The organism is Amycolatopsis cihanbeyliensis (assembly GCF_006715045.1).
Lineage (GTDB): Bacteria > Actinomycetota > Actinomycetes > Mycobacteriales > Pseudonocardiaceae > Amycolatopsis > Amycolatopsis cihanbeyliensis.
This window is the reverse complement of sequence record NZ_VFML01000001.1, coordinates 3593645-3616419: the sequence shown is the minus strand read 5'-3', so window position 1 is coordinate 3616419 and position 22775 is coordinate 3593645. Positions and strand designations below refer to the sequence as shown.

General features: G+C 69.1%; 23 protein-coding genes and 1 tRNA gene. 13 read left to right on the top strand and 11 right to left on the bottom strand.

Translation table 11 applies throughout. The features are described 5' to 3' along the window. Positions 1–71: 71 nt before the first annotated feature. The 4 genes from FB471_RS16110 to FB471_RS16095 all read right to left on the bottom strand — a co-directional run bounded on the left by FB471_RS16110 (position 72) and on the right by FB471_RS16095 (position 4711). On the bottom strand, positions 72–884 hold the full coding sequence (locus FB471_RS16110; protein WP_141999230.1) for a helix-turn-helix transcriptional regulator: 813 nt from the start codon (positions 882–884) through the stop codon (positions 72–74). Positions 885–888: 4 nt separating this feature from the next. Then, complete coding sequence (locus FB471_RS16105; RefSeq protein ID WP_141999229.1) at positions 889–1329, bottom strand: SAM-dependent methyltransferase; 441 nt, start codon at positions 1327–1329, stop codon at positions 889–891. A gap of 73 nt (positions 1330–1402) precedes the next feature. Further along, the gene (locus FB471_RS16100) at positions 1403–2839 is read right to left on the bottom strand and encodes an acyl-CoA synthetase (RefSeq protein ID WP_141999227.1); all 1437 of its coding nucleotides are present in this window, start codon (positions 2837–2839) and stop codon (positions 1403–1405) included. A gap of 99 nt (positions 2840–2938) precedes the next feature. Continuing rightward, positions 2939–4711 (bottom strand): ABC transporter ATP-binding protein, encoded by a 1773-nt coding sequence (locus tag FB471_RS16095; protein ID WP_141999225.1) that lies wholly within the window; start codon positions 4709–4711, stop codon positions 2939–2941. Between the two features lie 75 nt (positions 4712–4786). Between FB471_RS16095 and FB471_RS16090 the strand changes: the two genes are divergently transcribed. From FB471_RS16090 to FB471_RS16080, 3 genes are all read left to right on the top strand, one after another. Next, on the top strand, positions 4787–5365 hold the full coding sequence (locus tag FB471_RS16090; RefSeq protein WP_246076432.1) for a TetR/AcrR family transcriptional regulator: 579 nt from the start codon (positions 4787–4789) through the stop codon (positions 5363–5365). 212 nt (positions 5366–5577) lie between these two features. Then, positions 5578–6123: a DUF4232 domain-containing protein gene (locus tag FB471_RS16085; protein ID WP_141999223.1), complete on the top strand. Its 546-nt coding sequence runs from the start codon at positions 5578–5580 to the stop codon at positions 6121–6123. A 264-nt stretch (positions 6124–6387) separates the two neighbouring features. Next, positions 6388–6460, top strand: a tRNA-Lys gene (locus FB471_RS16080). A gap of 69 nt (positions 6461–6529) precedes the next feature. Here the strand turns inward: FB471_RS16080 and FB471_RS16075 are convergent. The 3 genes from FB471_RS16075 to FB471_RS16065 are packed head-to-tail and all read right to left on the bottom strand — an operon-like array spanning position 6530 to position 9563. Next, complete coding sequence (locus FB471_RS16075) at positions 6530–7696, bottom strand: site-specific integrase (protein WP_141999221.1); 1167 nt, start codon at positions 7694–7696, stop codon at positions 6530–6532. Continuing rightward, positions 7696–9063: a replication initiator gene (locus FB471_RS16070; RefSeq protein WP_141999219.1), complete on the bottom strand. Its 1368-nt coding sequence runs from the start codon at positions 9061–9063 to the stop codon at positions 7696–7698. Before FB471_RS16070 ends, FB471_RS16075 begins: the two co-directional genes overlap by 1 nt. A 53-nt stretch (positions 9064–9116) precedes the next feature. Beyond that, entirely contained in the window at positions 9117–9563 is a 447-nt protein-coding gene (locus FB471_RS16065; protein WP_246076431.1) for a hypothetical protein, read from the bottom strand. A gap of 82 nt (positions 9564–9645) precedes the next feature. On the opposite strand from FB471_RS16065, the gene FB471_RS16060 reads away from it, so the two are divergent. The 3 genes from FB471_RS16060 to FB471_RS16050 all read left to right on the top strand — a co-directional run bounded on the left by FB471_RS16060 (position 9646) and on the right by FB471_RS16050 (position 13122). Further along, positions 9646–10422 carry a GntR family transcriptional regulator gene (locus tag FB471_RS16060; protein WP_141999217.1) on the top strand — a complete coding sequence of 259 codons (777 nt, stop codon included), beginning with the start codon at positions 9646–9648 and terminating at the stop codon, positions 10420–10422. A gap of 919 nt (positions 10423–11341) precedes the next feature. Continuing rightward, complete coding sequence (locus FB471_RS35685) at positions 11342–12496, top strand: GyrI-like domain-containing protein (RefSeq protein WP_141999215.1); 1155 nt, start codon at positions 11342–11344, stop codon at positions 12494–12496. A 236-nt stretch (positions 12497–12732) separates the two neighbouring features. Then, positions 12733–13122 (top strand): nitroreductase family deazaflavin-dependent oxidoreductase, encoded by a 390-nt coding sequence (locus FB471_RS16050; protein ID WP_211358048.1) that lies wholly within the window; start codon positions 12733–12735, stop codon positions 13120–13122. Between the two features lie 56 nt (positions 13123–13178). On the opposite strand, the gene FB471_RS16045 is transcribed toward FB471_RS16050, so the two are convergent. Continuing rightward, positions 13179–14018 (bottom strand): helix-turn-helix domain-containing GNAT family N-acetyltransferase, encoded by an 840-nt coding sequence (locus tag FB471_RS16045; RefSeq protein WP_141999213.1) that lies wholly within the window; start codon positions 14016–14018, stop codon positions 13179–13181. A 292-nt stretch (positions 14019–14310) separates the two neighbouring features. Beyond that, positions 14311–14511 carry a cold-shock protein gene (locus FB471_RS16040; protein ID WP_141999211.1) on the bottom strand — a complete coding sequence of 67 codons (201 nt, stop codon included), beginning with the start codon at positions 14509–14511 and terminating at the stop codon, positions 14311–14313. Between the two features lie 279 nt (positions 14512–14790). Here FB471_RS16040 and FB471_RS35680 point away from each other — a divergent pair, with 279 nt between their 5' ends. The 7 genes from FB471_RS35680 (at position 14791) to FB471_RS16005 (ending at position 20075) form a co-directional block, all read left to right on the top strand. Further along, on the top strand, positions 14791–15240 hold the full coding sequence (locus FB471_RS35680) for an RGCVC family protein (RefSeq protein ID WP_342779433.1): 450 nt from the start codon (positions 14791–14793) through the stop codon (positions 15238–15240). A gap of 239 nt (positions 15241–15479) precedes the next feature. Further along, entirely contained in the window at positions 15480–15887 is a 408-nt protein-coding gene (locus tag FB471_RS16030) for an HPF/RaiA family ribosome-associated protein (protein WP_141999206.1), read from the top strand. A 345-nt stretch (positions 15888–16232) separates the two neighbouring features. Next, positions 16233–16532 carry a DUF6307 family protein gene (locus FB471_RS35940; protein ID WP_425457068.1) on the top strand — a complete coding sequence of 100 codons (300 nt, stop codon included), beginning with the start codon at positions 16233–16235 and terminating at the stop codon, positions 16530–16532. 109 nt (positions 16533–16641) lie between these two features. Continuing rightward, positions 16642–17523: an acyl-CoA desaturase gene (locus FB471_RS16025; RefSeq protein ID WP_425457106.1), complete on the top strand. Its 882-nt coding sequence runs from the start codon at positions 16642–16644 to the stop codon at positions 17521–17523. Between the two features lie 368 nt (positions 17524–17891). Beyond that, positions 17892–18905, top strand: a complete 1014-nt coding sequence (locus tag FB471_RS35500; RefSeq protein ID WP_141999202.1) for a zinc-binding dehydrogenase — start codon at positions 17892–17894, stop codon at positions 18903–18905. Positions 18906–18956: 51 nt separating this feature from the next. Continuing rightward, positions 18957–19745, top strand: coding sequence for a crotonase/enoyl-CoA hydratase family protein (locus FB471_RS16010; RefSeq protein WP_141999200.1), 789 nt, complete (start codon positions 18957–18959; stop codon positions 19743–19745). Between the two features lie 75 nt (positions 19746–19820). Next, positions 19821–20075 carry a Prokaryotic metallothionein gene (locus FB471_RS16005; protein ID WP_141999198.1) on the top strand — a complete coding sequence of 85 codons (255 nt, stop codon included), beginning with the start codon at positions 19821–19823 and terminating at the stop codon, positions 20073–20075. Between the two features lie 59 nt (positions 20076–20134). Here the strand turns inward: FB471_RS16005 and FB471_RS16000 are convergent, their stop codons facing one another. Both FB471_RS16000 and pruA read right to left on the bottom strand, forming a co-directional pair. Beyond that, positions 20135–21061, bottom strand: coding sequence for a proline dehydrogenase family protein (locus tag FB471_RS16000; protein WP_141999196.1), 927 nt, complete (start codon positions 21059–21061; stop codon positions 20135–20137). Between the two features lie 12 nt (positions 21062–21073). Next, entirely contained in the window at positions 21074–22699 is a 1626-nt protein-coding gene (pruA, locus tag FB471_RS15995; protein WP_141999194.1) for an L-glutamate gamma-semialdehyde dehydrogenase, read from the bottom strand. Positions 22700–22775 lie beyond the last annotated feature (76 nt).

Sequence of the window (22775 nt, the reverse complement as noted above, 5' to 3'; positions counted from 1 at the left end):
CTCAGCCTGCCGGCTGGTGCGCGCGGCATACAGTGCGCGACAAACCTGGGTGTGCCACCACCAGGCTGTGGTCAGGCCTGACCGCCGAGCCGCTCCCCAGTCCCAGTTCCGGGGCGCGGGTTGTACAGCTCCAGGTACCAGTCCGGGTGGTCGGCAGGGACCAGCGTCGTCAGGTCGAAGAACAGCTCGCCCGCCTCGGGATGGTGCACCGCCTTCACCGCCTGGGCCGGGACGCCCACCTCGTGCCGTGCCCACATCTCGGCGAACTCGGGGCTCACGGCGCCGAGGTCCTCGACCACCCTGCCGAACTCGGGGTCGCCGGGGGACCGTGCCGCGTCGGCGCGGAAGGCGGCAACCACCGCCGGTGCGATGGAGTCCCAGTGGACATGCATCCGGCGATACCGGGCGTTGGTGAAGAACGAGATCAGGCAGTTGCGGTCGGTGTCGTCGTAGCCGAACACGGTCCGGGTCGCCGCGTTGATCGCGAGCAGGTTCCAGTACCGGTCCCGCAGGATCGCGGGCCGCGGGTTCCACGCGTCCAGCAGCTGCCGCAGTTCCACGGTCACCGTGTCGCCACCCACCGTGGTGGCCGGTGGCGGGTTGAGCCCGGCCAGCAGGTACAGGTGCGCGCGTTCGGGCTCGGTCAGCCGCAGCGCCGTGCCGATCGCGTCCAGCACCTCGGCCGAGACGTTGATCTCGCGGCCCTGTTCCAGCCAGGTGTACCAGGACACCCCCACCCCGGCCAGTACGGCGAGCTCCTCCCGCCGCAGGCCAGGGGTCCGGCGCTTGCCAGCGGCCACCATGCCCACCTCGGCCGGGGTGAGCCGGGCCCTGCGGGTGCGCAGGAAGTCGCGAAGCTGCTCGCGGCGCGTTTCGCCCGGCATCAGCTCACCGCGTGACCGTGGGGAGCGGCAGCTCGCGCAGCGGGTTGCCACCGTCGATGAACAGCTTGCCACCGGGCGCCACCGCAGCGGCGATGCGGGCCAGCGCCTTCCTGCCCGCCTCCGGATGCCGCCCGTCCAGCGCCCCGACGCGGACGGCGAACACCAGGTCGAAGGGCTCCTCTCCGGGCTCGAGCTCGAAGGATTCCGCCGCCGCTTGCCGCAGGCTCAGCCTGCCCGCGGCGATCTCCTCCGCGCAGGCTTCCCGCGCCTGCCCGACCGCCTTGGCGGACCGGTCGATGGCGAGGATGTGCCCGGTGCCCAGCCGGGCGGCCACGGCCCGCGCGGCGGCGCCGGGTCCGCACCCGATCTCCAGCACCCGGGACCCGGGCGCCAGCGGCAGGGCGTCCACGATCGCAGCCAGCCGGGGCGAGAGATTGTTCGGCATGAAAGGAGCGTAACCGCACACGGCTCGCGGCCTACCGTGTTCGCTGCGCCACGATCCCGCGAGCGGGACCTGCTCAGGCGTCGAGGGCACGTTTCATGACCTTGCCCATGTCGTTGCGCGGCAACGCGTCGAGGAAGTGCACGACGCGGGGCCGCTTGTGCGGGGTGAGCAGCCGCGCCACGTGGTCGGCGAGCTCCTGCTCCGCCGGTGGTTCCCCATTGGGCACCACCCAGGCCACGATCCGCTCCCCGAGGTCGTCGTCCGGCTGGCCGGTGACCGCGGCCTCGGCTACCGCGGGATGTTCGAGCAGCGCGTTCTCGATCTCGCCCGCGCCGATCTTGTAGCCGCCGCTCTTGATGATGTCGGTGGCCTTCCTGCCGACGATGCGCACATAGCCGTCCGCGTCCCTGGTCGCCATGTCCCCGGTGCGGAACCAGCTCCCGGTGAAGGCCTCGGCGGTGGCGTCCGGCCGGTTGAGGTACTCGGTGAACAGGTTCGGGCCGCGCACCTGGATCTCACCGACCGTCTCCCCGTCCCAGTCCCCGATCGGCGTGCCCGAGTCGTCGACCAGCCGCAGTTCGACACCCCGCAGCGGCACGCCGACGGTACCGGGCTTGCGCGCGCCGTCGGCCCGGACGCTGGTGTTCATCAGTGTCTCGGACATGCCGTAGCGCTCGAGGACCCGCTGCCCGGTCGCCGCGGCGATGCGTTCGTGCACGTGTACCGGCAGCGCAGCAGAGCCGGACACCAGCAGCCGCGCGCCGCGCAGCGCCGATGCCAGTTCCCGATCGTCGCCGACCTCGGTGGCGATCCGGTGGTACATCGTTGGTACGCCGAACATCATCGTGGCCCCGGCCGCCAGCTCGCGCGCCAGCGCCGCGGTGGAGAACCGGCCGAGGTGGTGCACCGTGCCACCGCGACGCAGCGGCCCGAGCATGCCGAGGATCAGCCCGTGCACGTGGAACAGTGGCAGCGCGTGCACCAGCATGTCCTCGGCCGTCCACTGCCAGGCGTCCCGCAGCGCGTCCAAGGTCGTGGTGATCGCGCGCCGCGGCAGCACCACACCCTTGGGCGGGCCGGTGGTGCCCGAGGTGTAGACGATCACCGCGGGAGCCTCCTCGCCCGGTTCCTCCGGCAGCTGGGTCGCCGAACCGGTGAGCTCGACGTCCTGCCGGGGCAGCGCGGCGAGCGCGGTGGGAAGGTCCGTGCCCGGAGCGGCCAGTACCAGGGAGGGTGCGCTGTCGGACACGATGTGCTCGAGCTCGCGTTCCCCGATCTTGGGGTTGACCGGAACCGCCGGCACCCCGGCCAGCAGCGCGGCGACGACGGCGACGCTGGTCTCCATGCTGGGCGTCGCCCACACCGCGACGCGGGAGCAGCCCCGGGAACGCAGCTCATGCGCGAGCGCGCCCGCCACGGCGGCCAGCTGGGCGTAGCTGAGCCCGCGGTCGCCGAACCGCAGCGCGAGTTTGGCCTGTTCGGTGCGCAATGCGGGGAAGAGGGCGGTCACCTGGTCTCCTTGTCGTTCGCTGTGGTTGCCGGGCTCATCGGCACCGGCCGAAACGGGGCACGCTGCGACGATAATGCCGCCGGCTCACCGAGCACGCCTTCATCCCCGCTTCGCCGGGGTGGTATCGGCGATGCGGAGGGCCTCGATCAGCTCCCGGTACAGCGGGTCGGCGGCGAGGAGCTGGGAATGTGTGCCGCTGGCCCGGATCTGGCCCCCCTCCAGCACGACGATGGTGTCGGCGTCGAGCACAGTGGACAGCCGATGCGCGATCGTGACCGCGGTGCGCTCGGCGGCCTGCGCACGGATGCAGTCGTGGATGGCCGCCTCGGTGCGCCCGTCGAGCTGCGCGGTCGCCTCGTCCAGCAGCAGGACTTCCGGGACGCGCAGGAGCGCCCTTGCAATGGCGATCCGCTGCCGCTGCCCGCCGGACAGCGAGGAAGCCGACAGCGGGGTGTCCATGCCCTGCTCGAGCCCGGCGATCTCGTCCTCCAGCCGGACCTGGTGCAATGCCGCGCGCAGCTCCTTTTCGGTGGCATCCGGGTGGGTGAACAGCAGGTTGTCCCGGATCGTGCCGGGAACCACCGGCGCGTCTTGCTCCACATAGGACATCCGGGCGCGGACCTGCTCGGGCGTGAGCTCGGTGTAGGGCCGCCCTTCGAACAGTAGCCGCCCGGCCCGCGGTTCGAGGAAGCGCAGGACGAGGGACAGCAGCGTGGTCTTTCCCGCGCCGGAGGGGCCGACGATGGCGAGGTGGCCGCGGCGGGGAATCGCCAGGTCGATGGCCCGGACTGCCGGTTCGGTATCCGGCCCGTAGCCGGCGGTGACCCCGCGCAGTTCCAGTATCGGGCCATCCCCGCGGGCGGGCGTGGTGATCCGCGCGGGCGCGGTCGTCTCCGGTTCGAGCTGGTCCAGCTCACGAATCCGGCCCGCGGCAGCGATGCCTGCCTGCAGGGTGGTGACGTTCTGGCTGAGTTCGGTGATCGGCTCCATCAGGCCGAAGGCGTAGAGCAGGAATGCGATCAGGCTGGACACGTCGAGCAGGTCGGAACTCACCCGCCAGGCGCCGATGCCGAGCACCAGGATGATCGAGAGCTGGACGCCGGACCATGCCAAGCTCGATGCGACGGCCTCGCGGCGGACCGCGCGGATGCTGTGCCGTGCGGAGGTACGCGCCTCGTCCGCGATGCGCTCGGCAAGGCGGTCCTCGGCGCGGCTGACCTTGACCGTGCGGATGGCACGCAGTGCGCCTTCGAGCACGCCGCCAAGCCTGCCGACGTGCTCCTGCGCCTCTCCCTGTGCTCTGGCGATCGCCGGCATCAGCAGGGTGAACAGCGCACCGACGACGATCACCACCGCCACGGTGACGCCGAGCAGCACCAGGTCGAGCACCGCCATCAGGGTCAAGGTGCCGACCAGCATCACGGCACCGTTGATCAGGCCGAGCACGCTGCTGGTGGCGGCCTCGCGGAGCAGCACCGTGTCCGAGGTGACCCGCGTGACCAACTCGCCCGGCGCGCGGGAGGTCAGGGCGGGCACCGTGACCCTGAGCAGGCGGCGCACCATGGTCTCCCTGGCTCGGAGCACCACCCGCTCACCGAGTGTGCCGAGCAAGATCCACTGGCTCGCTAACACGACGAGACCGACGACCAGCAGCAGGAGCAGCACGCTCACCGGGCCGAGCAGCGAGGCCGAGGCGCCGAGGGAGTCCAGTACCCACTTGGTGACCATCGGCGTCGCCAGCCCGGCGGCCGAGCCGAGCAGGCCGAGGAACAGACCGGCGGCCAGCGTGCCGAGGTGCGGGCGCGCGAAAGACCACACCACCCGAAGCCGCGGCAGCCGCCTGGCGGGCGGGGACAGGATGGGGACATTCATGACCATAAGTGGAACAGTAATGTTCCGATAGTGTCAATCGAGTTTCATTATGGAACGAGGTGTTACGCTACGGCTGTGAGCGTGTCGCATCCGGAACAGGCGGTGGCGGAGAGCCCGAGCAGGGCGCGGACCCGGCGGGCGATCCTGGCGGCGGCGGTCGGCGTGCTGTCGCAGAACTCGGCGGCCTCGCTCGGTGATATCGCGGCGGCGGCCGGGGTCGGGCGCACCACGGTGCACCGGTACTTCCCGGAGCGGACCGACCTCATGGCGGCGCTGGACCGCTATGCCATCGCACAGATCCACCTCGCGACCGAGCGGGCCCGGCTGGAAGAGGGGACGGCGCTGGAGGCGCTGCGCAGGCTCTGTCAGGAGTACTTCGAGCTCGGTGAGCTGCTCACCCTGCTGTTCAACGACGTGGACGTGGTGGAACGCGGGACGTGGGACGAAGATACCGATGCCGACGGTGCCCTGTTGCTGCTGGTGGAACGCGGGCACCGCGAGGGCAGCATCGACCCGGAGATGGAACCGGCCTGGGTGCAGCAGTTGCTCTGGTGCACCCTCTACGGCGCGTGGCAGTACGTCCAGCTGCACGGGGCGGACAAGCACCGGATAATGGGGCTGTGCCTGCGCAGCCTGGAGAAGGCGCTGCGCTGAGGCGAGCCCGGTGCCCGCCGGGCCGCTGCCGGGTCGCTGCCGTCGCCCGCTCGTCAGGGGTTGCTTTTCTGCGGCCGATCCCACCCCGGGGCATCGTCACCGGGGGTGTGGACATCTATCCCTGTGAGAGCGATCGAAGTGAAGAAATCACTTCCGGTCGCCTGCCGCCGAGCGAAACGCCCGACCGGGCCAGCGCAGGGAAAGGAAGGCCGATGACCACTCGCAGCACGATCCGCCGGACCGCCGCAGCCCTCGCCGTCGCCGGGGTGATCGCCGGGATCAGCATATTCTCGGCCGGTGCCGCCGGTGCGGAGCCGGCCGTCTTCGAGTGCACCGCCAACCAGGTCGACACCAAGCTGGTGTACGGAGGGGCTGGGATGGGCTCGCGGCACGGCGCCGTCGAGTTCACCGCCAGGCAAGGGGAACGCTGTGTGCTGCCCGCCACTCTGCCGGTCGGCGTCACCGGGGCCCCGGACGTGCGGGTTCGCCATACCGCCCCGGATGACGTTCCCGCGGTCAGGCTGAGCAACGGCTCCCCGGCCTACGTTCCGTTGCACTGGACGGCGATCGCCCCGGCCGGCCAGCAGCAGACGCCGGAGACGATCACCGTGACGGCACCCTCGGACAGCAACCCGCACGGTGACCACATCGACCCGGAGATCGGGCTGGACTGGTCCCTCGGCGGGATCGACGCCACGCCGCGGAACCACACCATCGAGGTCGGCGCCGTCACCGCGGGTTCCGCTCCCTCGGTCTGATCTCGTGGGCGCGGCTGGCGACACTCATCGGGTCCGGGACCGTCGTTGGCGTGCAGCACGAGCGACCCGTTCCACGCCTCCGGAATGGCGATCGAGTAGGTCCGCGATACGTCCTCGTGCCGAGATGTGATGCTACGCACGGTACCGGCTGCCTGCCGGAGCTTGAGTTCACCGAGTTCACCGGCCCGGCCGCGATCGAACCCGTCGCCCGGCACCCAGCGTGCCCATGCGCGACAGGTGGCGCGTTAGACTCTCACCGGTGACGGGCCGTTAGCTCAATCGGTAGAGCTGCGGACTTTTAATCCGTAGGTTCCGGGTTCGAGCCCCGGGCGGCCCACTTTCCCGCTGGTCAGCCAGTTTCCTTGACTCATCCGCCAAGATCGCCCCACAGGTTTCCCACAGGAAACTAGGTGGACTGTTTACCCAGGATGTCCTCTAGAACGGCGGCCGTGTCCCTGCTCGTGATCCTCCGACCGAGGTAGACGTCCTGCGTCATGGACGGCCGGGCGTGGCCGAGCTGGTCTGCGATCACGCGCGCACTCAGGCCCGCTTCGTCCAGCACGGTAGCGGCAGTCTTGCGGAAGACGTGCGAGGTCACCCAGGCAAAGCCCTCGCTGCCCCGTGCTTCCCGCAGCACGCGAAGGGTGTTCGACGGATCACGGAGCCCGCCCTCTGTACTGGGGAACACCGGACTCGATGCCGGGTGGCTCTCCTCGAGAGCGACGCGATGCCTGGCCGCCAGCATCGCTACGGCCCAGGACGGCAGCGGCAGCAGCCGTTCGCCCGCTGCCGTCTTGGTGGGCTTGCGGACGAGCCCCTTGCCCTTCCGCCGGACCACCGTGTAGTCGATCGCCACCGCAGCCTCAGCGAAGTCCACGTCTTCCCAGTAAAGCGCCAGCGCTTCGCCGACCCGGATCCCGGTAGCCATCATGAAGCGGGACAGGTCAGGCAGGTCCCATCTCACCGCTTTCTCGTCAGCTTCGAGCTGCGCTAGCCACAGCGCCCGTTCCTCCGCCGTCAGCGCACGTGGTTCCTTCGATCGGCCGGTGCTCAGCGGACGGGTGTCACGGACTGGATTCGTCCCGATCGCGCCGTGCCGAGCGGCGTAGCCGAGCAGACCCGACAGCACAGACCGGGCCGACTTGGCGGTCGGCACCCCAGCGCTTGAGCTGATCGCCCCGAGGAACCGATCAGCTCGCGCCACCGTGACCTCACGCACCCGGAGTTCGCCCAGGCCAGGAAGCACGTGCCGTTCCAGAATCGAGCTGTAGGTCTCTTCGGTACCTGGCGACTTCTTTCCGGCCTCCACGTCAAGCCGGACGTCCGCAAACCACAGCGCGGCCACCTCGTTGATGCGGCTCTCCGAGGTAACGCCATCACCAACGGAACCGGCCCGTTCTTTCAAGGCACGCTTGAGGTTCCGCTCAGCCTCGCCCTTGGTCTTGCCTGATCGCTCGACTTGCTTGGTGTACCCGTCGAAGTCGCGAAACAGCGTACGCGCGATCCATCCCGACGTGCTCCGCAGGAAGCGAATCGCGCCATGCGTGCCGACCTCTAACGGCGGACGACCCATCAGGCCACCTCGCCGAGGTCGGTTCGTTGGGTCTTGCGTCGTTGGATGGCGGTATCGGCGATGGCTTCGGCGAGGTGGCGTTCGGCGTCGTTGTGGTAGCCGATGCCGGTCATGGTCCAGTCGTTGACCACGACGACCTCAGCGGTGTCGGTGATCCCCAGGTCGGCCAGGTCACGGGCGAAGCGGTGCTCCCGGCGCGCCGAGCGCAGGGCGGTGAAGGTGGTGGAGTAGCGACGGGACTTGGTCAGGAAGTGGCCCCGGAACCCGAGCATGTGTGCCCACTTCCGCAGCCGCAGACCGGCGAACTCCGGCAGGCCACCCAACTGCCACGCGGTAGTGATCATGGCGCGGGCGTGCTCGGACACCGACAGTTCGGCGATGTGCTCTGCAGAGCGGATCGGAACGTCCGAGCCGCTGGTGTGGCCGGTGCCCTTGGTGGCGTACTTGGCCACGTACCCCGCGACCTGCCGGTCATGCACCACCTGGGCCGGATCATCCGGATCTGTCGCTGCGATCGGCTCACAGTCGATCTGCTCGCCCCAGGTCAGCCGACGTGACCCCACCGTCGCCGACTCCGGACTGTCCACCGAGACGGACGCAGCCGCCGTACGCACCACCGCATCCAGCAACTCCGTGGTCGCACCAGCCGGCGCCGGGCTACCGGGGCCGGTCGGGCCGTCCACCCGCACCACCGCATGGAAGTGCACCAGGCCACGCCGCTGATACTCCGCGACCTTCGCGTAGGACACCCGCAGCCGGTCCCGTAGCTGGCTGGGCCGGATGCCCAGGGCACACGCCAGATGCCGGGCCAGGGTGATGGTGAACCGGCGCCACAGCTCCGGCGCATGCGCCTGCCACAGCACCGCCCCCACATAGTCATAGCCCGCAGGGTCAAGCGGGCTGCCCAGGCGGGTGTCGTGCTCGTGGTGGAACTCACCGCAGGCACACGGCCGGGGCTTGCCAGTACGGGTGACCGGGCGGTTGTGCACCGCCCCGAACGACGGCGCCGTCAGCGTGACGAACAGCCGCGGCACCTGCCCCACCGTCTCGGCCACGCCCTTGCCGCCGGTCAGCCCGGACCGGATCAAGTGAAAGGTGTCGGCCGCATACCGCTGCGCACACGACGGGCAGCGGGTCTCCCGCCGGTTGTTGCACGCCGCGAACAGCGACCCCTCCACCGTCCGCACCCGGCGCCCCTCCAGGGTCTCCCACACCGACGACCCCGCCAACCGCACCGGCTTCGCACACCCGCCAACCGCCTCCACCTTCGCCCGCCACGACCGGTAGCCACCGCTGCGCAGCAACAACGACAACCGCTCATCCTCGGTCGACAGCGCGCCGACCAGGCGAGACCGCGCACTCGGCACACTCCCGCCATGGCCCTCCTGTTGACACTTAAGCGTCAAGTCGCGGGCAACACTCACCGCGCCACCTGCCCGAGGCTCGCGCACAGGCACAAGTGGGGCGTGCCGACACGGCCCGTGATCGAGCCATCGGCGTCGCAAGCCGCCAGGGTGCCCCAGCAGTCCGGGCACGCCGCCGGTGGCCCCGAACGCCGACCCCGTGCCGCCACCTGACCGCAGAACCGCTCCAGCGAGAACCACCGGTCAGGATCCACCAGCTCGTAGACCGCGCGCTCATCCACCAACGCGTTCCACTCGGTCGGCTTCAACCCCAGCTCATCCACGATCACGTCTTCGATGTACGGCGGCAGATCCCCGAACCCGCACTCCGCATACGGCTCCAACGTCAACGGGTTCTCATCCGAGAACCGGAACCACACCGGAATCTCCGGCATGTACGGACCATCCGCCAACACAGCCAATGCGCCCATGTCGCACCCATCCTTGCTGGTCAGTCTCGCCATCTAGGCTATCTAGATAGCTGGTACGATAGGACTGTACATGGGTAACCTAGAGCTGTCTAGACAGCGTGGATAGGATGCCGCAATGCAGACGAAGCCATGGGTTGAGATCGCCGACGAGCTCCGTTCGGAGATCCAGCGCGGGGACTACGTACCCGGCGCGCGGCTCCCCTCCGGCTCTGAACTGATGTCCAGGTACGGCGTTGCGCGCCAGACCGTCCAGAACGCGATCGACCAGCTCCGAGCCGAAGGGTTGGTGCTAAGCGTGGCCGGTCGAGGATGGTACGTGCACGAACGGAAGCCGATAGTCCGGCTCGCGCGAAACCGGCTGACCAAGGCCGAGCGAACCGCAGGCCGGGGAGCGTTCATGTCGGACGCGGCTGTCGGCAACTGGAAACCTGCCGTCACGGTGAAGATCCGTCGGGAGGAAGCCACCACGGAGGTGGCCGAGTACCTGGAGCTGGGTCTCGATGCGCCCCGAGACGTTGTGGTGCGGGATCGAGTCATGCGTGCTGACGGCGAGGTTGTGCAGCTCGCCACCTCGTACCTACCGGCGGATATCGCGGCCGGGACGCAGCTCGAAGAGACGGACACCGGACCAGGTGGCAGCTATGCCCGCCTGGACGAACTGGGCTACGAACTGACCCACTACACCGAGCTCGTTTCAGCAAGGTCACCACGCCCCAAGGAAGCCGATCTGCTCCAACTTCCGTACGCCTTCCCAGTAATGCAGGTGGTCCGAGTCGCGTACGCAGGTGACCGGCCTGTCGAGGTCAACTTCATCACCATGAGCAGCGAGCGTTACAACCTCGTGTACCAGATCGACGCTGACCCGCCCGCTGAACAAGGCAGTTCCGAGTAGCACCGGAGTTGATTTCTGACGACGTTCCGATCATGGACCTACTGCACGCGGTATCGACCACAAAGGACGACCATTCCAAGTTCCTCAATTCGTCGTGCTCACTGGCTACACGGGACTCCTACGCCAGCCACCCCGTAGCCGGTGAGCCCGTCAGGTGGTGAGGACTTTCTCTACATGGTCAAGGCGGCCCCTGCGGGGCCGCTCGGCCGCAGCGTTGCCAACCGGCCGCCAAGCGCGGGCGTGCGGCTGCCGCCGGTCCCGCGCGGCGGCCGGAAGCGGCGGCCGAACCGGCACCGAGCCACTTGACGGAAGATATGTCCTCGCCGGACGGGCAGGTCTCCGGGATAGCCCTCGAAGCGTCCAGGTAGGACGGTTGCGTCCGTGGGTGGCCAGGCCGCGCCATCCCGCCGACCTCCACGGAGGGCTATCACGCAGAGTCAAGGGGGCAAGCTTGACGACGCAACATCAAGATGGCGGGAGCGTTGCCCCCTTGACACAGCGTGATCGGGCTACGCCAGGTCGACGGGATGGCGCGAGGGCCACCCACTTGCAGGTGGAGAATCCACATCTTACCCACAGGGAACACTGGAAAACGACCACAAACGACGATCCATTGTGGCTACTGCTCGACGGGAAATTCGCAGCTCAGAGAGCATGACGCTGACTGATGCGAGATGTCGGCAAAGGTGGCCAAGAAATCCGTAGGTTCCGGGTTCGAGCCCCGGGCGGCCCACCACGATCAACAACTTTACCTGCGAAAACAGTCGGTTTGCCACTACGCGGCACCGGTCGATTCCATGTGCCAATCGGCGGCACTCGTATAAGCGCTGACTTCTGATCTCACCTCTGCCCGTCGACTCAAGTCGCCGAGCACGCCACCAGCTTGTCGGCAGCCATATTCTAGCACTAGAGTATGACCATGTCCTCAGCTCTGACCGATGGAGAGTTGACGGTGCTCGGGCTGCTGGCCGAGCGGCCACGCCACGGGTATGACCTGGAGAGGGTCATCGAGGAACGGGGAATGCGCGCGTGGACCGCGCTCGGTTTCTCCTCCATCTACTACGTGCTCGACAAACTGGCCAAACGTGGCTTGGTCGAAGCGACGGGCGCCCCGCCGTCCGCGAAGTCGCGCGTCACCTTCCGGGTCACGGACCGGGGCGGGGAGCTGTGTGCGGTGGCCACACGGGACGCCCTGGCCGCGCTGACACCCATGCGCGCGCGTGTCCTGATCGGTATGGCGAACAGTCCGGGCTTGCCGGACGTGGACGTGATGGCCGGGTTGACCCGGCGCCGCGAGGCGTTGCGAGAACAGCTCGCCGAGGTCCGCAGGGTCCGGTCCCGGCAGGAACCCTTGCCCGCGGCCGCCGCCGCGATTTTCGACTACAGCGAGGCCATGCTCGCGACCGATGCCGACTGGACCGAAACCACGCTGAGCGCGCTCACGCAGGAGGCCGCCGTGGAAAAGTATGACGTCAAGAAGATCCGCAGAGAGCTCTATTCACCGCCGTCGAAGGACTTCGCCGTCGTCGACGTGCCCGAGTTCCGGTACGTCGCCGTGGACGGCAGGGGCGACCCGAACACGTCGCCCGCGTATGCGAACGCGATCGAAGCCCTGTACGGGGTGGCGTACGCACTGAAGTTCGCCAGTAAGAAGACCCTGGGCCGGGACTTCGTGGTCGGCCCGCTGGAAGGACTGTGGCGAGCGGACGACCCCACCGTGTTCACCGCCCGCCGCAAGGACAGCTGGGACTGGACCATGATGATCAGCCAGCCGGGCTGGATCACGGAGGACATGGTCAGGACCGCTGTCGACAGCGTCTCGAGGAAGAAGGACAACCCCGCCCTCGCGGACGTTCGGCTGATCACCCTCATCGAAGGGACTTGTGTGCAGATCCTGCACATCGGCTCCTACGACGACGAGGCTCCGATCCTGGATCGCCTCCACAACCACTACCTGCCCGAGCACGGTCTCACCTTCAACGGCGACCATCACGAGATCTACCTCAGCGACGCAAGGAGAACCGCGCCCGCCAAGCTGAGAACGGTTCTGCGGCAGCCCGTCAAGCCCACGTAGCGCGCGGCTCGCTCGTCGGGCGTCGGGTGCGCGCGTGGCCGCGCCGCCCAGGACAGCGGACCAGACCGATCAGGAATCGAGAAGCGCCCCTGATCGGGCCAGGTCTAGCGTGACCGGGCATGGAGGTCGAGTTGACTGACTGGAGACAGCCGATGACACAGGACCAGCAGACGGGCAGTCGCGGAGGGCGCGGGAGTGGTGCGCCCGGGGCTGCGTCGCGGTGGGTACAGCGGAAGATGAATGCCCGTACGAACCGCAAGATCCGGCGTGGCCGCGGCAGGTTCATGGGCATGGACCTACTGATTCTGAACACGGTGGGTCGCCGAAGCGGGCGGCCGCGGGAGACGCCGGTGACGTGGTTCACCGACGGTGCGGACACCTGGCTGATCATCGCTTCGGGCGGTGGGAGCCAGCATCCGGACTGGTACGTCAACCTGATGGCGCACCCCGACCGCGCGTCGATCGAACTGCCCGGCCGCGAGGCCGTGGCGGTGCGGCCGCACCGGCTCGAGGGCGCCGACCGTGAGCAGGCATGGCAGCGCATCGTCGACGCACAGCCCCGCTACGCGAAGTACCAAAGCAAAGCCGAGAAGGAGTACCCGGTGATCCGGCTCAGCCCGCGGTGACCACAGATGGAGTGACGGGCAACGGCAACCCGGCAGACGATCACTCGACACGCGAGCTAGTGGGCGGGTGAGCGACGTTCGACGAGGACGGTGTCGTGCCAGGTTCCGTTGAGTTGGGCGATGCGTTCGCGGACGCCGATGGTGCGGTAGCCCGCGGCGTGGTGCAGCGCGATGGCGGCCCGGTTCCCGGTGAGGACGGAGGCCTGCAGGGTCCAGAGTCCGGCCGCGTCGGCTTCGGTGACCTGCTTGTACAGCAGGGCTTTGCCGACGCCGCGGCCGCGATGGTTCTCGGCGACGTACACGGCCGTTTCGGCGACGCCCGCGTAGCTGGGGCGGGTGGAGACGGGGCTCGCCGCGGTCCAGCCGACGAGCTCGCCCTCGACGTCGGCGACCCAGCGGTGGTCGGGTAGCCAGGCGGCATCCAGGCCGGCGCGGCCGGGCACGGTGCGCTCGAAGGTCGCGGTGCCGGTGGCGATGCCCTCGGCGTAGATGCGGCGGACGGCCGGCCAGTCATCGGGGTGGAGCGCTCGGACGGTGACGTCGGCGGGGAGGTCGTCCGGGCAGCAGGGACGCGGTGCGAGCAGGCCCATGACGGCGTCGGCGGCGTGTGGCAGGCCTGCGCAGCAGGCTTCGTTGATCGTGACGATCGTGGCGGTGCCCTCCTTGCGGATTCGCACGAAGCCGACGTCGGCGAGTTTGCGCACATGATGTGAGCAGGTGGACTGGCTGGTGCCCAGTATCTCGGCCAGCGCGCCCACGGTACTGCCTTTCGGGCTGGTGGCTACGGCGTGCAGCAGGCGTACCCGTACGGGCTCGGCCAGGCAGGCGAACCAGCCGGCGTAGGTGCTGGCCTCGCTGGTGGGCAGAACCTGTGCACGGGGCAGCGCGATCGGCATGCCGCCAGTGTATTGACCTGAACCGATAAAAAGGTGTCTGCTGGCGAACTCGCCTGTCGTGGTGGTGAGTTCCGGATCGTGCACCGGAACGGGACCGGCTTCGCAGCCAGCCTGCCGGAGGGCACGATGCTGTCCTGTCCGGACTCGATCGGCCCACCGCGGCAGCGACGCGTGCCGGCCCGCCGGTGCCCGGCAAGCTCGGGAGCTGTGCCGACACGCCGAGGTCCGGCACAGCAGGTGCCGGACCTCGATTGCCATCCGGTGTGTTCGGCGGAGATCGTCCGCCGGTGGATCAGACCGTGTGGACGCGGGTGGCCTGCGGGCCCTTGGGGCCCTGCGCCACCTCGAACTCCACGTGCTGGTTCTCCTCCAGGCTACGGAAGCCGTAGCCGTCGATCTCGGAGTAGTGCACGAAGACGTCCGGTCCATCGGTGCGGGAGATGAAGCCGAAGCCCTTCTCCGAGTTGAACCACTTGACAGTTCCCTGGGTCATCTTGCTCCTTACAGGGTTGGATACGAGGCCCACACCGTGCGGTGCCCCGGGCCGGTTCCTCGACGCGGCTGCTCCAGGTCCCTGAAGGCAAGCGGCGCGCCCGCAACATCGTTCTTCGCGAGCGTGCGGAAACACGAACACATGAAAACTACGACCACCTATTGCAACCGCTCCGCTGCCTGGTTCATTCCCGACCGCGCTGACCTGCTGTTCTGTTGAGATCCCATTCGGATGGCGGAGGTCAGGTCGTCCGGAGGTGGCTGACCGGCAAGCCGAGCGATGTCCGCCGGCAGCCGCCGACCTGATCTGCGGCGACATGGCATCGACTACTTCGGCCGAAGTCGGCGTAGAGTTGGGGGACCGAGGGTATGTCGAGCGGTGGCAGCCAAGCCGGCGCCGCCTTGGGCGCATCAACAAAGCCGGCCGGCGGGTTCGGCCGGAGGCGGGAGCGCCGAGATGATCTCGGACCAGCTCAGTACCAACGCTGACACGGCGCAGTCGAGTGCGGTGAACGGCGGGACCCAGCAACGGCCGGGAGCCGCGGTCCGCGAAACCGCTCCATCGGTTCCCGGTACGAAGTCGAACCCCGATGGCGCGAGTGAGGTGGCCTGCGTCGTGTGTCCGCACTCGTGGAGCAGTCACGACCAGATCGCTACCCGCTACTGCACTGCGACCGTGGCCGGCGGATACAGCCGAGGTTGCATCTGCACGGGTAACAAGGCCAAGTGAGCACTCTGGCCAGGACGCTGTCCCGCGCTTGGTGACGAAACCGAAAGGCAGGCAGCCGTTCGGGCCATCGCCGGTTGCGCGCGGCGGTCATCGGCTTCGGCGCGACGGCCCGCGGCGCAGGGATCCCGACCGCATCGGGGCCCGCTGCGACCGGCCGAGCACCGCTGGCGGACTGCCATTTCGGCGCCGACCGACCGGCGTCCAGGGGCGCGCGAGGGTGACACAGGAAGGCGCAGCACATGGCCGGAACTCAGGAAGATCCCACCGTAATCGCCCAGCGACTCCGCCTTGCGACCGGTTTCCTCGGGTCCGAACGTGACTGGATCGTCCAACGCCTGGCCGCACTGGGTCCGAGACTGCGGTCCTTCGCCGACGGGCAGGTCGACCTGGAGATCAGCCTCAAAGATCGCGATGGCGTCGACCAGCGGGTCACACTGGAATGCTGGATTCGCCGCACTCCCCGCCTGCACCTGGTGTCCACGTCCTCGGCGGGGGAGCTGGCGGTCGCGCTCAACGAGGTGCGCAATGCGCTGATCCGTCAGATCGACGACGCCAAGACCCGCACCGAACCGCGCAACAACCGCACGCTCCGGCACCCCCATGACATCGCTCCTGGCGACGCCGCCGGTGACGATCCGCTCGAGTAGCCAGGATGTGTCCGCATTTTTGTCGGGCCCGTATCAGGAGTAGGGTGAACGTATCGCTCCGGACCCCGGCGGCGCCGGCGAGTCGAGGTGCATCGTCCGATGCTGAACCCCCGTCCCGCCCGGTGAACGCGGACCGCGACTCCGGAGGTGTCACCATACCGAGATCCGCCAATCGGAAGTCCTCGCACGGGCGTCGGTAGCCCAGCCAGGGCGGCGGGAATGTGAATCCGGCGGCCGACACGAGATTCCCACAAGCTCCGCGAGAGTCCCATTCCTCTCGCGCTCGAGAGTAGGCACGGCTGTGCCCGTTTCGATACTCACCCGCACGTTACCCAAGGAGCACACATGGCCGACGTGATCACGTTCGTTCCCCGGTACGACCGGCGGACCAAGCTCGTGCAAGACATCCTGCAAGAAGGCGCGTCACTCACCGACCAGGAGTCCCACACGCTCGCGATTCGCATTCTGTCTACATTGGACACACTCCCTGGGCGATCTCCACCCCGCGCCACTCACCACCGGCTCCGCGGACACGGCGTCGTACGTCACCCGGCGGGTATGCACAACACCGATGCGCGGCTACGTTCGCCGACCAGCATGGAGGCTCGACGCCCGTCCGGTCCGAGTCCCCGAGGCGGCCGGTGACAACGGAAGAGACTTCGTTATGACCATCACCAATCCCGACACGCCGGTACGACGCTCTCCCACGGGCGCCAAGCCACTGGTGTCCGGGCAGCATTCCCGCACCGAGCTCATGACCATCCGGCTGTTCCTGATCGCCCCGTTCCTCGCGCTGGTCGCGCTGGTGGTGCTGGTGTGGGGCTGGGGGGTGAGCTGGCTGGACATCGGGCTGGCGACCGGCTTCTACGTGGTGTCCACCCTCGGCGTGACCGTGGGCTACCACCGGTACTTCACGCACGGCGCGTTCAAGGCCGCCCGGCCACTGCGTATCGCGCTGGCGGTTGCCGGGGGTCTGGCCGCCCAGGGCCCGGTCATCGGATGGGTGGCCGATCATCGCCGTCACCACGCGTTCTCCGACCGCGAGGGCGACCCGCACTCACCCTGGCTCTACGGCACGTCACCGATCGCACTGGCTCGGGGGTTCTGGCATGCGCATCTGGGCTGGCTGTTCGGCCGGGACAAGACCAATATCGCCCGGTTCGCCCCCGATCTCACCGCCGACCGGGACATCCGCACAGTCGATCGGCTCTTCCCGCTCTGGGTCGCGTGCACCGTGCTGGTCCCGGCCGCCCTCGGCGGCCTGATCACCGGTTCCTGGTGGGGCGCTGTCACCGCGTTCCTCTGGGCCGGACTCGCCCGGGTCTCCTTGCAACACCACGTCACCTGGTCGGTGAACTCGATCTGCCACATGGTCGGCACCCGCCCGTTCACCAACCGCGACAAGTCCGCCAACTTCTGGCCCCTGGCGATCCTGTCGATGGGCGAGTCCTGGCACAATTCCCACCACGCCGACCCCACCTGCGCCCGCCACGGCGTGCTGCGCGGTCAGCTCGACATCTCCGCCCGCGTCGTCTGGATCTTCGAGAAGCTCGGCTGGGCGTCCCAGGTGCGGTGGCCCAAACCAGAACGACTCGCCCGCAAGCTCGATACCGCGCACGGTGGGCGGAAGCGGTAAATGGCGGCCGGCCGTCTCGGCTTCGGCTCCCGGTACGAACGGGCGGGTCGGGCTCGAGGCGGCCGGGCCATCCGTGCCACGACGAGCAGCCCGGTCAACCACGTCGGTATGTCCGTGGTGATCGAGGACTTGCCCGCGCTGATGTGGCATGCCGAACTGGGCCGGTCCCTGCCGGACCTGTGGTCGGATGGCCACCAGCGTGGAGCGCAATTGCGTGACCTGCGCAGGGCAGTAGTCGCGTGGGTTCTGGAGCGGCGACCATCTCGACTTGCCCGAGGGCATGTCGCGGTCACGCACTTGACCTTCAGTTAACTCGAGGTTTTAGCGTCGAACCCGATCGATGAGCAGCGAGCAGTACGGGGACTTCCATGCACGCCATCCGCCAGCACGCGTTCGGCCCGGCCGAGAACCTGCGCTACGAGGAGGTCGAGGACCTGCGCTACGAGGAGGTCGAGGACCCGCGACCGGGTCCCGGCGAGGTCCGGGTCGCGGTGTCGGCCGCCGGAGTGCACGTGGTGGACACCACGATCCGGCGGGGTGACTCCGGGGGCCCGTTCGCGCCGCCGGAACTACCGATGACCCCGGGGCGGGAGGTGGCCGGGGTGGTCGACGAGCTCGGCGCGGGGGCGGACGGTGACTGGCTCGGCAGGCGGGTCGTGGTGCACCTGGGTCAGGCGAACGGGGGCTACGCCGAGCGCGCCGTCGCCAGGGCCGAGTCGCTGCATGCGTTGCCGGACGGGGTGGACGAGGCGGCGGCCGTGGCGATGATCGGCACCGGCCGTACCGCCATCGGCATCCTGCACGTGGCGCAGCTGACCGCGGACGATGTCGTCCTGGTTCCCGCGGCCGCGGGCGGGATCGGCAACCTCCTGGTGCAGGAGGCGCGCAACCTCGGCGCGACCGTGGTCGGGCTGGCTGGGGGTGCGGAGAAGGTCGCCCGGGTCGGGGAGCTCGGCGCGACCTTCTCCGCCGACTACATCGACCACGACTGGCCGGAGCGGGTTCGGGAGTGGTTGGGCGGTAGGGAGGTCACCGCCGTGCTGGACGGCGTGGGCGGCCGGGCCGGCCGGGCGGGCTTCGACCTGCTCGGCGCCGGTGGGCGGATCATCATGTTCGGCTGGGCACCCGGGCAGGAGCCGGTCGAGATCAGCACTACCGACCTGTTCTCCCGCGGGCTGACCGCCTCGGTCGCTCTCGGCCCGCGGCTGTGGCAGCGCCGTCCCGGCGGGCTGCGTGGCCTGGAGGAGGAGTCGCTGGCCGCACTGGGTGGTGGCAGGCTGACCCCGCTGGTAAACGAGCCGTTCGCGCTGGCCGAAGCCGCCGCGGCACACACCGCGCTGGAGAGCCGGCGCACCACCGGCAAGGTGGTGTTGAAGCCCTGAGCGAGCACGTCGCCTACTGTGTCGGTAGTTACCGACGAGTAGGAGGATGGGATGTCTCAGCGAGTCACCGTGCAGCGCGACGGGCACGTGCTGCTCATCGGGGTGAACCGGCCCGAGAAGCGCAACGCCTGGGACCTGGCGACGATCTCCGCGGTCAGCGCGGCCTACGACGAGTTGGCCGACGACCCCGAACTGCGGGCGGGGGTGCTCTTCGGGCACGGTGACCACTTCTGCGCCGGCCTGGACCTCGCCGACGTCTCACCGGCCGTGGCCGAGCACGGGCCTGGCGCGCTGTCCGGGGGCGGCCGGCATGACCCGTTCGGGTTGTGGAATGAGCCGGTCGGCAAGCCGGTGGTCCTCGCGGTACAGGGCATCGCCTTCACACTGTCCATCGAGCTCGCGCTGGCCAGCGACATCGTGGTCACGGCTGAGGACGTGCGTTTCCGCCAACTGGAGATCGGCCGGGGCATTTTGCCGTTCGGCGGGGCGACCCTGCGTGCTCCCGCGCAGCTCGGCTGGGGCAACGCCATGCGTTTCCTGCTCACCGGGGAGGAGTTCGGCGCGGCCGAGGCGCACCGCATCGGGCTGGTCCAGGAGGTCGTCCCGGCCGGCCACCAGCTCGAGCGCGCCACCGAGTTGGCCCGGCTGATCGCCGCGCAGGCCCCGCTCGGCGTGCAGGGCACGCTGGCCAACGCGAGGGTCGCGCAGCGTGCCGAGTCGGAGCGGGCCGCCGCCGATCACCTGCGTGGGTTACTGCCCGGCGTCCTGGCCAGCGAGGACGCGCAGGAAGGGCTGCGGAGCTTCCTCGAGCGGCGGGAGGCCAGGTTCACCGGTCGGTGATCGACTCGCGGGGGTTTCGGGTGGCATCCATGCGGGAATCACTACATCCGCATCCGAGATGGAAGGTGATCCAGCATGGCGACCTGCGAGGTCTGCGGCAACGACTACGACATGGCTTTCGAAGTCCACACCCGGGACGGCAGCCGGCACACGTTCGACTCCTTCGAGTGCGCGATCCACCGGCTCGCGCCCAGCTGCGAGCACTGCGGGTGCCGGGTGATCGGTCACGGAGTCCAGGTGGACGGCCGGTTCTACTGTTGCGCCCACTGCGCAAGGCAGGCCGGGCCGACCGGCAGGGAGGCGCGGGACGCGGTGACCACCTCGGCCTGAGCCAGGGGGTCGTGAGCCGGTCCGCCCGGACGGAACGACTCACGACCCCTCGGTCCCGCTCAGCCCCTGGTGAGGAAGGAGCGGGCGAAGAAGGCCAGGTTCGCCGGCCGCTCACCGAGCCTGCGCATGAAGTAAGGGAACCACTCCGAGCCGTACGGCACGTACACCCGCATCCGCAGCCCGGACGCGGCGAGTGCCCGCTGCTCGGCCTGCCGGATGCCGTACAGCATCTGGAACTCGTAGTCCTCGCCGCCACGCCCGGCCCGCTGTGCCAGCTCCCGCGCGATCGGGATCAGCCTCGGGTCGTGCGTGGCCACCATAGGGTAACCCCGGCCCGACATCAGCACCCGCAGGCAGCGCACATAGGACTTGTCCACTTCGGACTTGTCGCGGAAGGCGACCGACTCCGGCTCGTCGTAGGCGCCCTTGCACAGGCGTACCCTGGACCCCGGCCCGGAAAGGTCCCGGCAGTCGGCCTCGGTCCGCCGCAGGTAGGCCTGCAGCACCGCGCCGGTGTCCGGGTAGTCCAGCCGCAGGTCCCGCACGATGGCCAGGGTCGAGTCGGTGGTGGTGTGGTCCTCCATGTCCACCGTGACGGTGGTGCCGGCCGCGGCGGCGGCCTCGCAGATCAGCCGGGCGTTCTCCAGTGCGATCTTGTCCCCGTCGGTGTCCACCGCCTGGCCCAGCGCGGAGAGTTTCACCGAGACCTCGGACCGCGGCGCGAGCCCGGTGTCCGCGAGCCGGGCCAGCAGCGCCCGGTAGGCCCGCACGGTGGCATCGGCCTGTGCCCGGTCCCCGGTGTCCTCGCCGAGATGGTCCAGGGACACGAACCGGTCGGCGGTGAGCTCGGTCGCCGTGTGGATGGCGGCGTCGACACCGGTGCCCGCCACGAACCGGTCCACGATCGGGCGGACCAGCGGGGTGCGTTCGGCCAGGGTGCGGACACCGGCCGACTTCGAGGCGGCGATCAGTGCGGAGCGGAGCATGGGTGACTCCTTCTAGCGTTGGTGCGGGTAGCCGGAGGTGACCGGCGGGACGAAGTTCTCCTTGATCGTGCGCGGGCTGGCCCAGCGCAGCAGGTTGTAGACCGATCCGGCCTTGTCGTTGGTACCCGAGGCCCGAGCACCACCGAAGGGTTGCTGGCCGACCACGGCACCGGTCGGCTTGTCGTTGACGTAGAAGTTGCCCGCGCTGAACCGCAGCGCCTCACTCGCCCGCGCGATCGCCTCCCGGTCGCGCGCGATCAGCGCGCCGGTGAGCCCGTACGGGGCGCCCTGGTCGAGCTCCCGCAGCACCCGGTCGAATTCGCCGTCCGGGTAGACGTGCACGGCCAGCACCGGCCCGAAGTACTCGGTACGGAACACCTCATGCGTGGGGTCGGAACCGACCAGCACGGTCGGCCGGACGAAGTAGCCCGCCGAGCCGTCGGCCGTTCCCCCGGCAACAACGTCCAAAGTAGAGTCCTCGTGGGCCGCCTTCAGCACGCCGGCCAGCCGGTCGAAGCTGCTCCGGTCGATCACCGCCCCCATGAAGTTGCCGAGGTCGGTGACGTCACCCATGGACAATGAATCCACTTCGGACACGAGGTCGTCCCGCATCCGGTCCCACGCCGACTGCGGCACGAAGGCACGGGATGCTGCCGAGCACTTCTGGCCCTGGAACTCGAAGGCGCCACGGACCAGCGCGGTGCGCAGCACGTCGATATCGGCGGAAGGGTGCGCGAGCACGAAGTCCTTGCCACCGGTCTCGCCGACCAGCCGCGGGTAGGCGTGGTAGTTCGCGATGTTCGCGCCCACCGTGGCCCACAGGTGCTGGAAGGTCTTCGAGGAACCGGTGAAGTGCAGGCCGGCCAGCGCCGGGTCGTTCAGTACCACCTCGGAGACCTCGAGCCCGTCCCCGGTGAGCAGGTTGATCACGCCGGGCGGCAGGCCGGCCTCCTCCAGCAGCCGCATGGTGAGGTGCGCCGCGAGCCCCTGGGTCGGCGAGGGCTTCCACAGCACGGTGTTGCCCATCAGCGCGGGCGCGGTGGGCAGGTTGCCCGCGATCGCCGTGAAGTTGAACGGGGTGACGGCGTAGACGAAACCTTCCAGCGGGCGATAGTCCAGCCGGTTCCACACCCCGGGCGAGCTGACCGGCTGCTCCTGGAGCATCTGCCGCGCGTAGTGCACGTTGAACCGCCAGAAGTCGGCCAGCTCGCAGGCGGAGTCGATCTCGGCCTGCTGCACGGTCTTGGACTGCCCGAGCATCGTGGCGGCGTTCAGGGTGTCCCGCCACGGGCCGGAAAGCAGGTCTGCGGCCCGTAGCAGCACGGCCGCGCGCTCGTCGAAGGGCAGCCGCCGCCAGGACTCGGCGGCCCGCAGCGCGGCCTCCACCGCGGACTTGGCGTCCGCCTGGGTGGCATTGGCCATGCTGCCGAGGACGTGCGCGTGCCGGTGTGGCTGTACGACATCGATCCGGCGACCACCACCGAGCCGCTGCTCACCGTCGATCGTCACGGTGAGCTCGTGCTCCTTGCCTGCCAGCTCGGTGAGCGTGGCGACCAGGCTCTCCCGTTCCGGGGAGCCGGGCGCGTAGTCCCGCACGGGTTCGTTGCGGGGCGCGGGCGTGGTGGTGATCGCGTCCATTCCGGGTGCCTCCTCGACGGGAATGTTTCCCGCTGACGTTAAGGAGTCCGCCCCCTGCCGATGGTTGTTCGATCGG

Bases quoted from the DNA above. Each gene is read 5' to 3' on its own strand.
- FB471_RS16110 (WP_141999230.1), bottom strand. From the start codon at position 884: ATGCCGGGCGAAACGCGCCGCGAGCAGCTTCGCGACTTCCTGCGCACC.
- FB471_RS16105 (WP_141999229.1), bottom strand. From the start codon at position 1,329: ATGCCGAACAATCTCTCGCCCCGGCTGGCTGCGATCGTGGACGCCCTG.
- FB471_RS16095 (WP_141999225.1), bottom strand. From the start codon at position 4,711: ATGAATGTCCCCATCCTGTCCCCGCCCGCCAGGCGGCTGCCGCGGCTT.
- FB471_RS16085 (WP_141999223.1), top strand. From the start codon at position 5,578: ATGACCACTCGCAGCACGATCCGCCGGACCGCCGCAGCCCTCGCCGTC.
- FB471_RS16075 (WP_141999221.1), bottom strand. From the start codon at position 7,696: ATGGGTCGTCCGCCGTTAGAGGTCGGCACGCATGGCGCGATTCGCTTC.
- FB471_RS16065 (WP_246076431.1), bottom strand. From the start codon at position 9,563: ATGGCGAGACTGACCAGCAAGGATGGGTGCGACATGGGCGCATTGGCT.
- FB471_RS16060 (WP_141999217.1), top strand. From the start codon at position 9,646: ATGCAGACGAAGCCATGGGTTGAGATCGCCGACGAGCTCCGTTCGGAG.
- FB471_RS35685 (WP_141999215.1), top strand. From the start codon at position 11,342: ATGTCCTCAGCTCTGACCGATGGAGAGTTGACGGTGCTCGGGCTGCTG.
- FB471_RS16050 (WP_211358048.1), top strand. From the start codon at position 12,733: ATGAATGCCCGTACGAACCGCAAGATCCGGCGTGGCCGCGGCAGGTTC.
- FB471_RS16045 (WP_141999213.1), bottom strand. From the start codon at position 14,018: ATGCCGATCGCGCTGCCCCGTGCACAGGTTCTGCCCACCAGCGAGGCC.
- FB471_RS16040 (WP_141999211.1), bottom strand. From the start codon at position 14,511: ATGACCCAGGGAACTGTCAAGTGGTTCAACTCGGAGAAGGGCTTCGGC.
- FB471_RS35680 (WP_342779433.1), top strand. From the start codon at position 14,791: ATGTCCGCCGGCAGCCGCCGACCTGATCTGCGGCGACATGGCATCGAC.
- FB471_RS16030 (WP_141999206.1), top strand. From the start codon at position 15,480: ATGGCCGGAACTCAGGAAGATCCCACCGTAATCGCCCAGCGACTCCGC.
- FB471_RS35940 (WP_425457068.1), top strand. From the start codon at position 16,233: ATGGCCGACGTGATCACGTTCGTTCCCCGGTACGACCGGCGGACCAAG.
- FB471_RS16025 (WP_425457106.1), top strand. From the start codon at position 16,642: ATGACCATCCGGCTGTTCCTGATCGCCCCGTTCCTCGCGCTGGTCGCG.
- FB471_RS35500 (WP_141999202.1), top strand. From the start codon at position 17,892: ATGCACGCCATCCGCCAGCACGCGTTCGGCCCGGCCGAGAACCTGCGC.
- FB471_RS16010 (WP_141999200.1), top strand. From the start codon at position 18,957: ATGTCTCAGCGAGTCACCGTGCAGCGCGACGGGCACGTGCTGCTCATC.
- FB471_RS16005 (WP_141999198.1), top strand. From the start codon at position 19,821: ATGGCGACCTGCGAGGTCTGCGGCAACGACTACGACATGGCTTTCGAA.
- FB471_RS16000 (WP_141999196.1), bottom strand. From the start codon at position 21,061: ATGCTCCGCTCCGCACTGATCGCCGCCTCGAAGTCGGCCGGTGTCCGC.
- pruA (WP_141999194.1), bottom strand. From the start codon at position 22,699: ATGGACGCGATCACCACCACGCCCGCGCCCCGCAACGAACCCGTGCGG.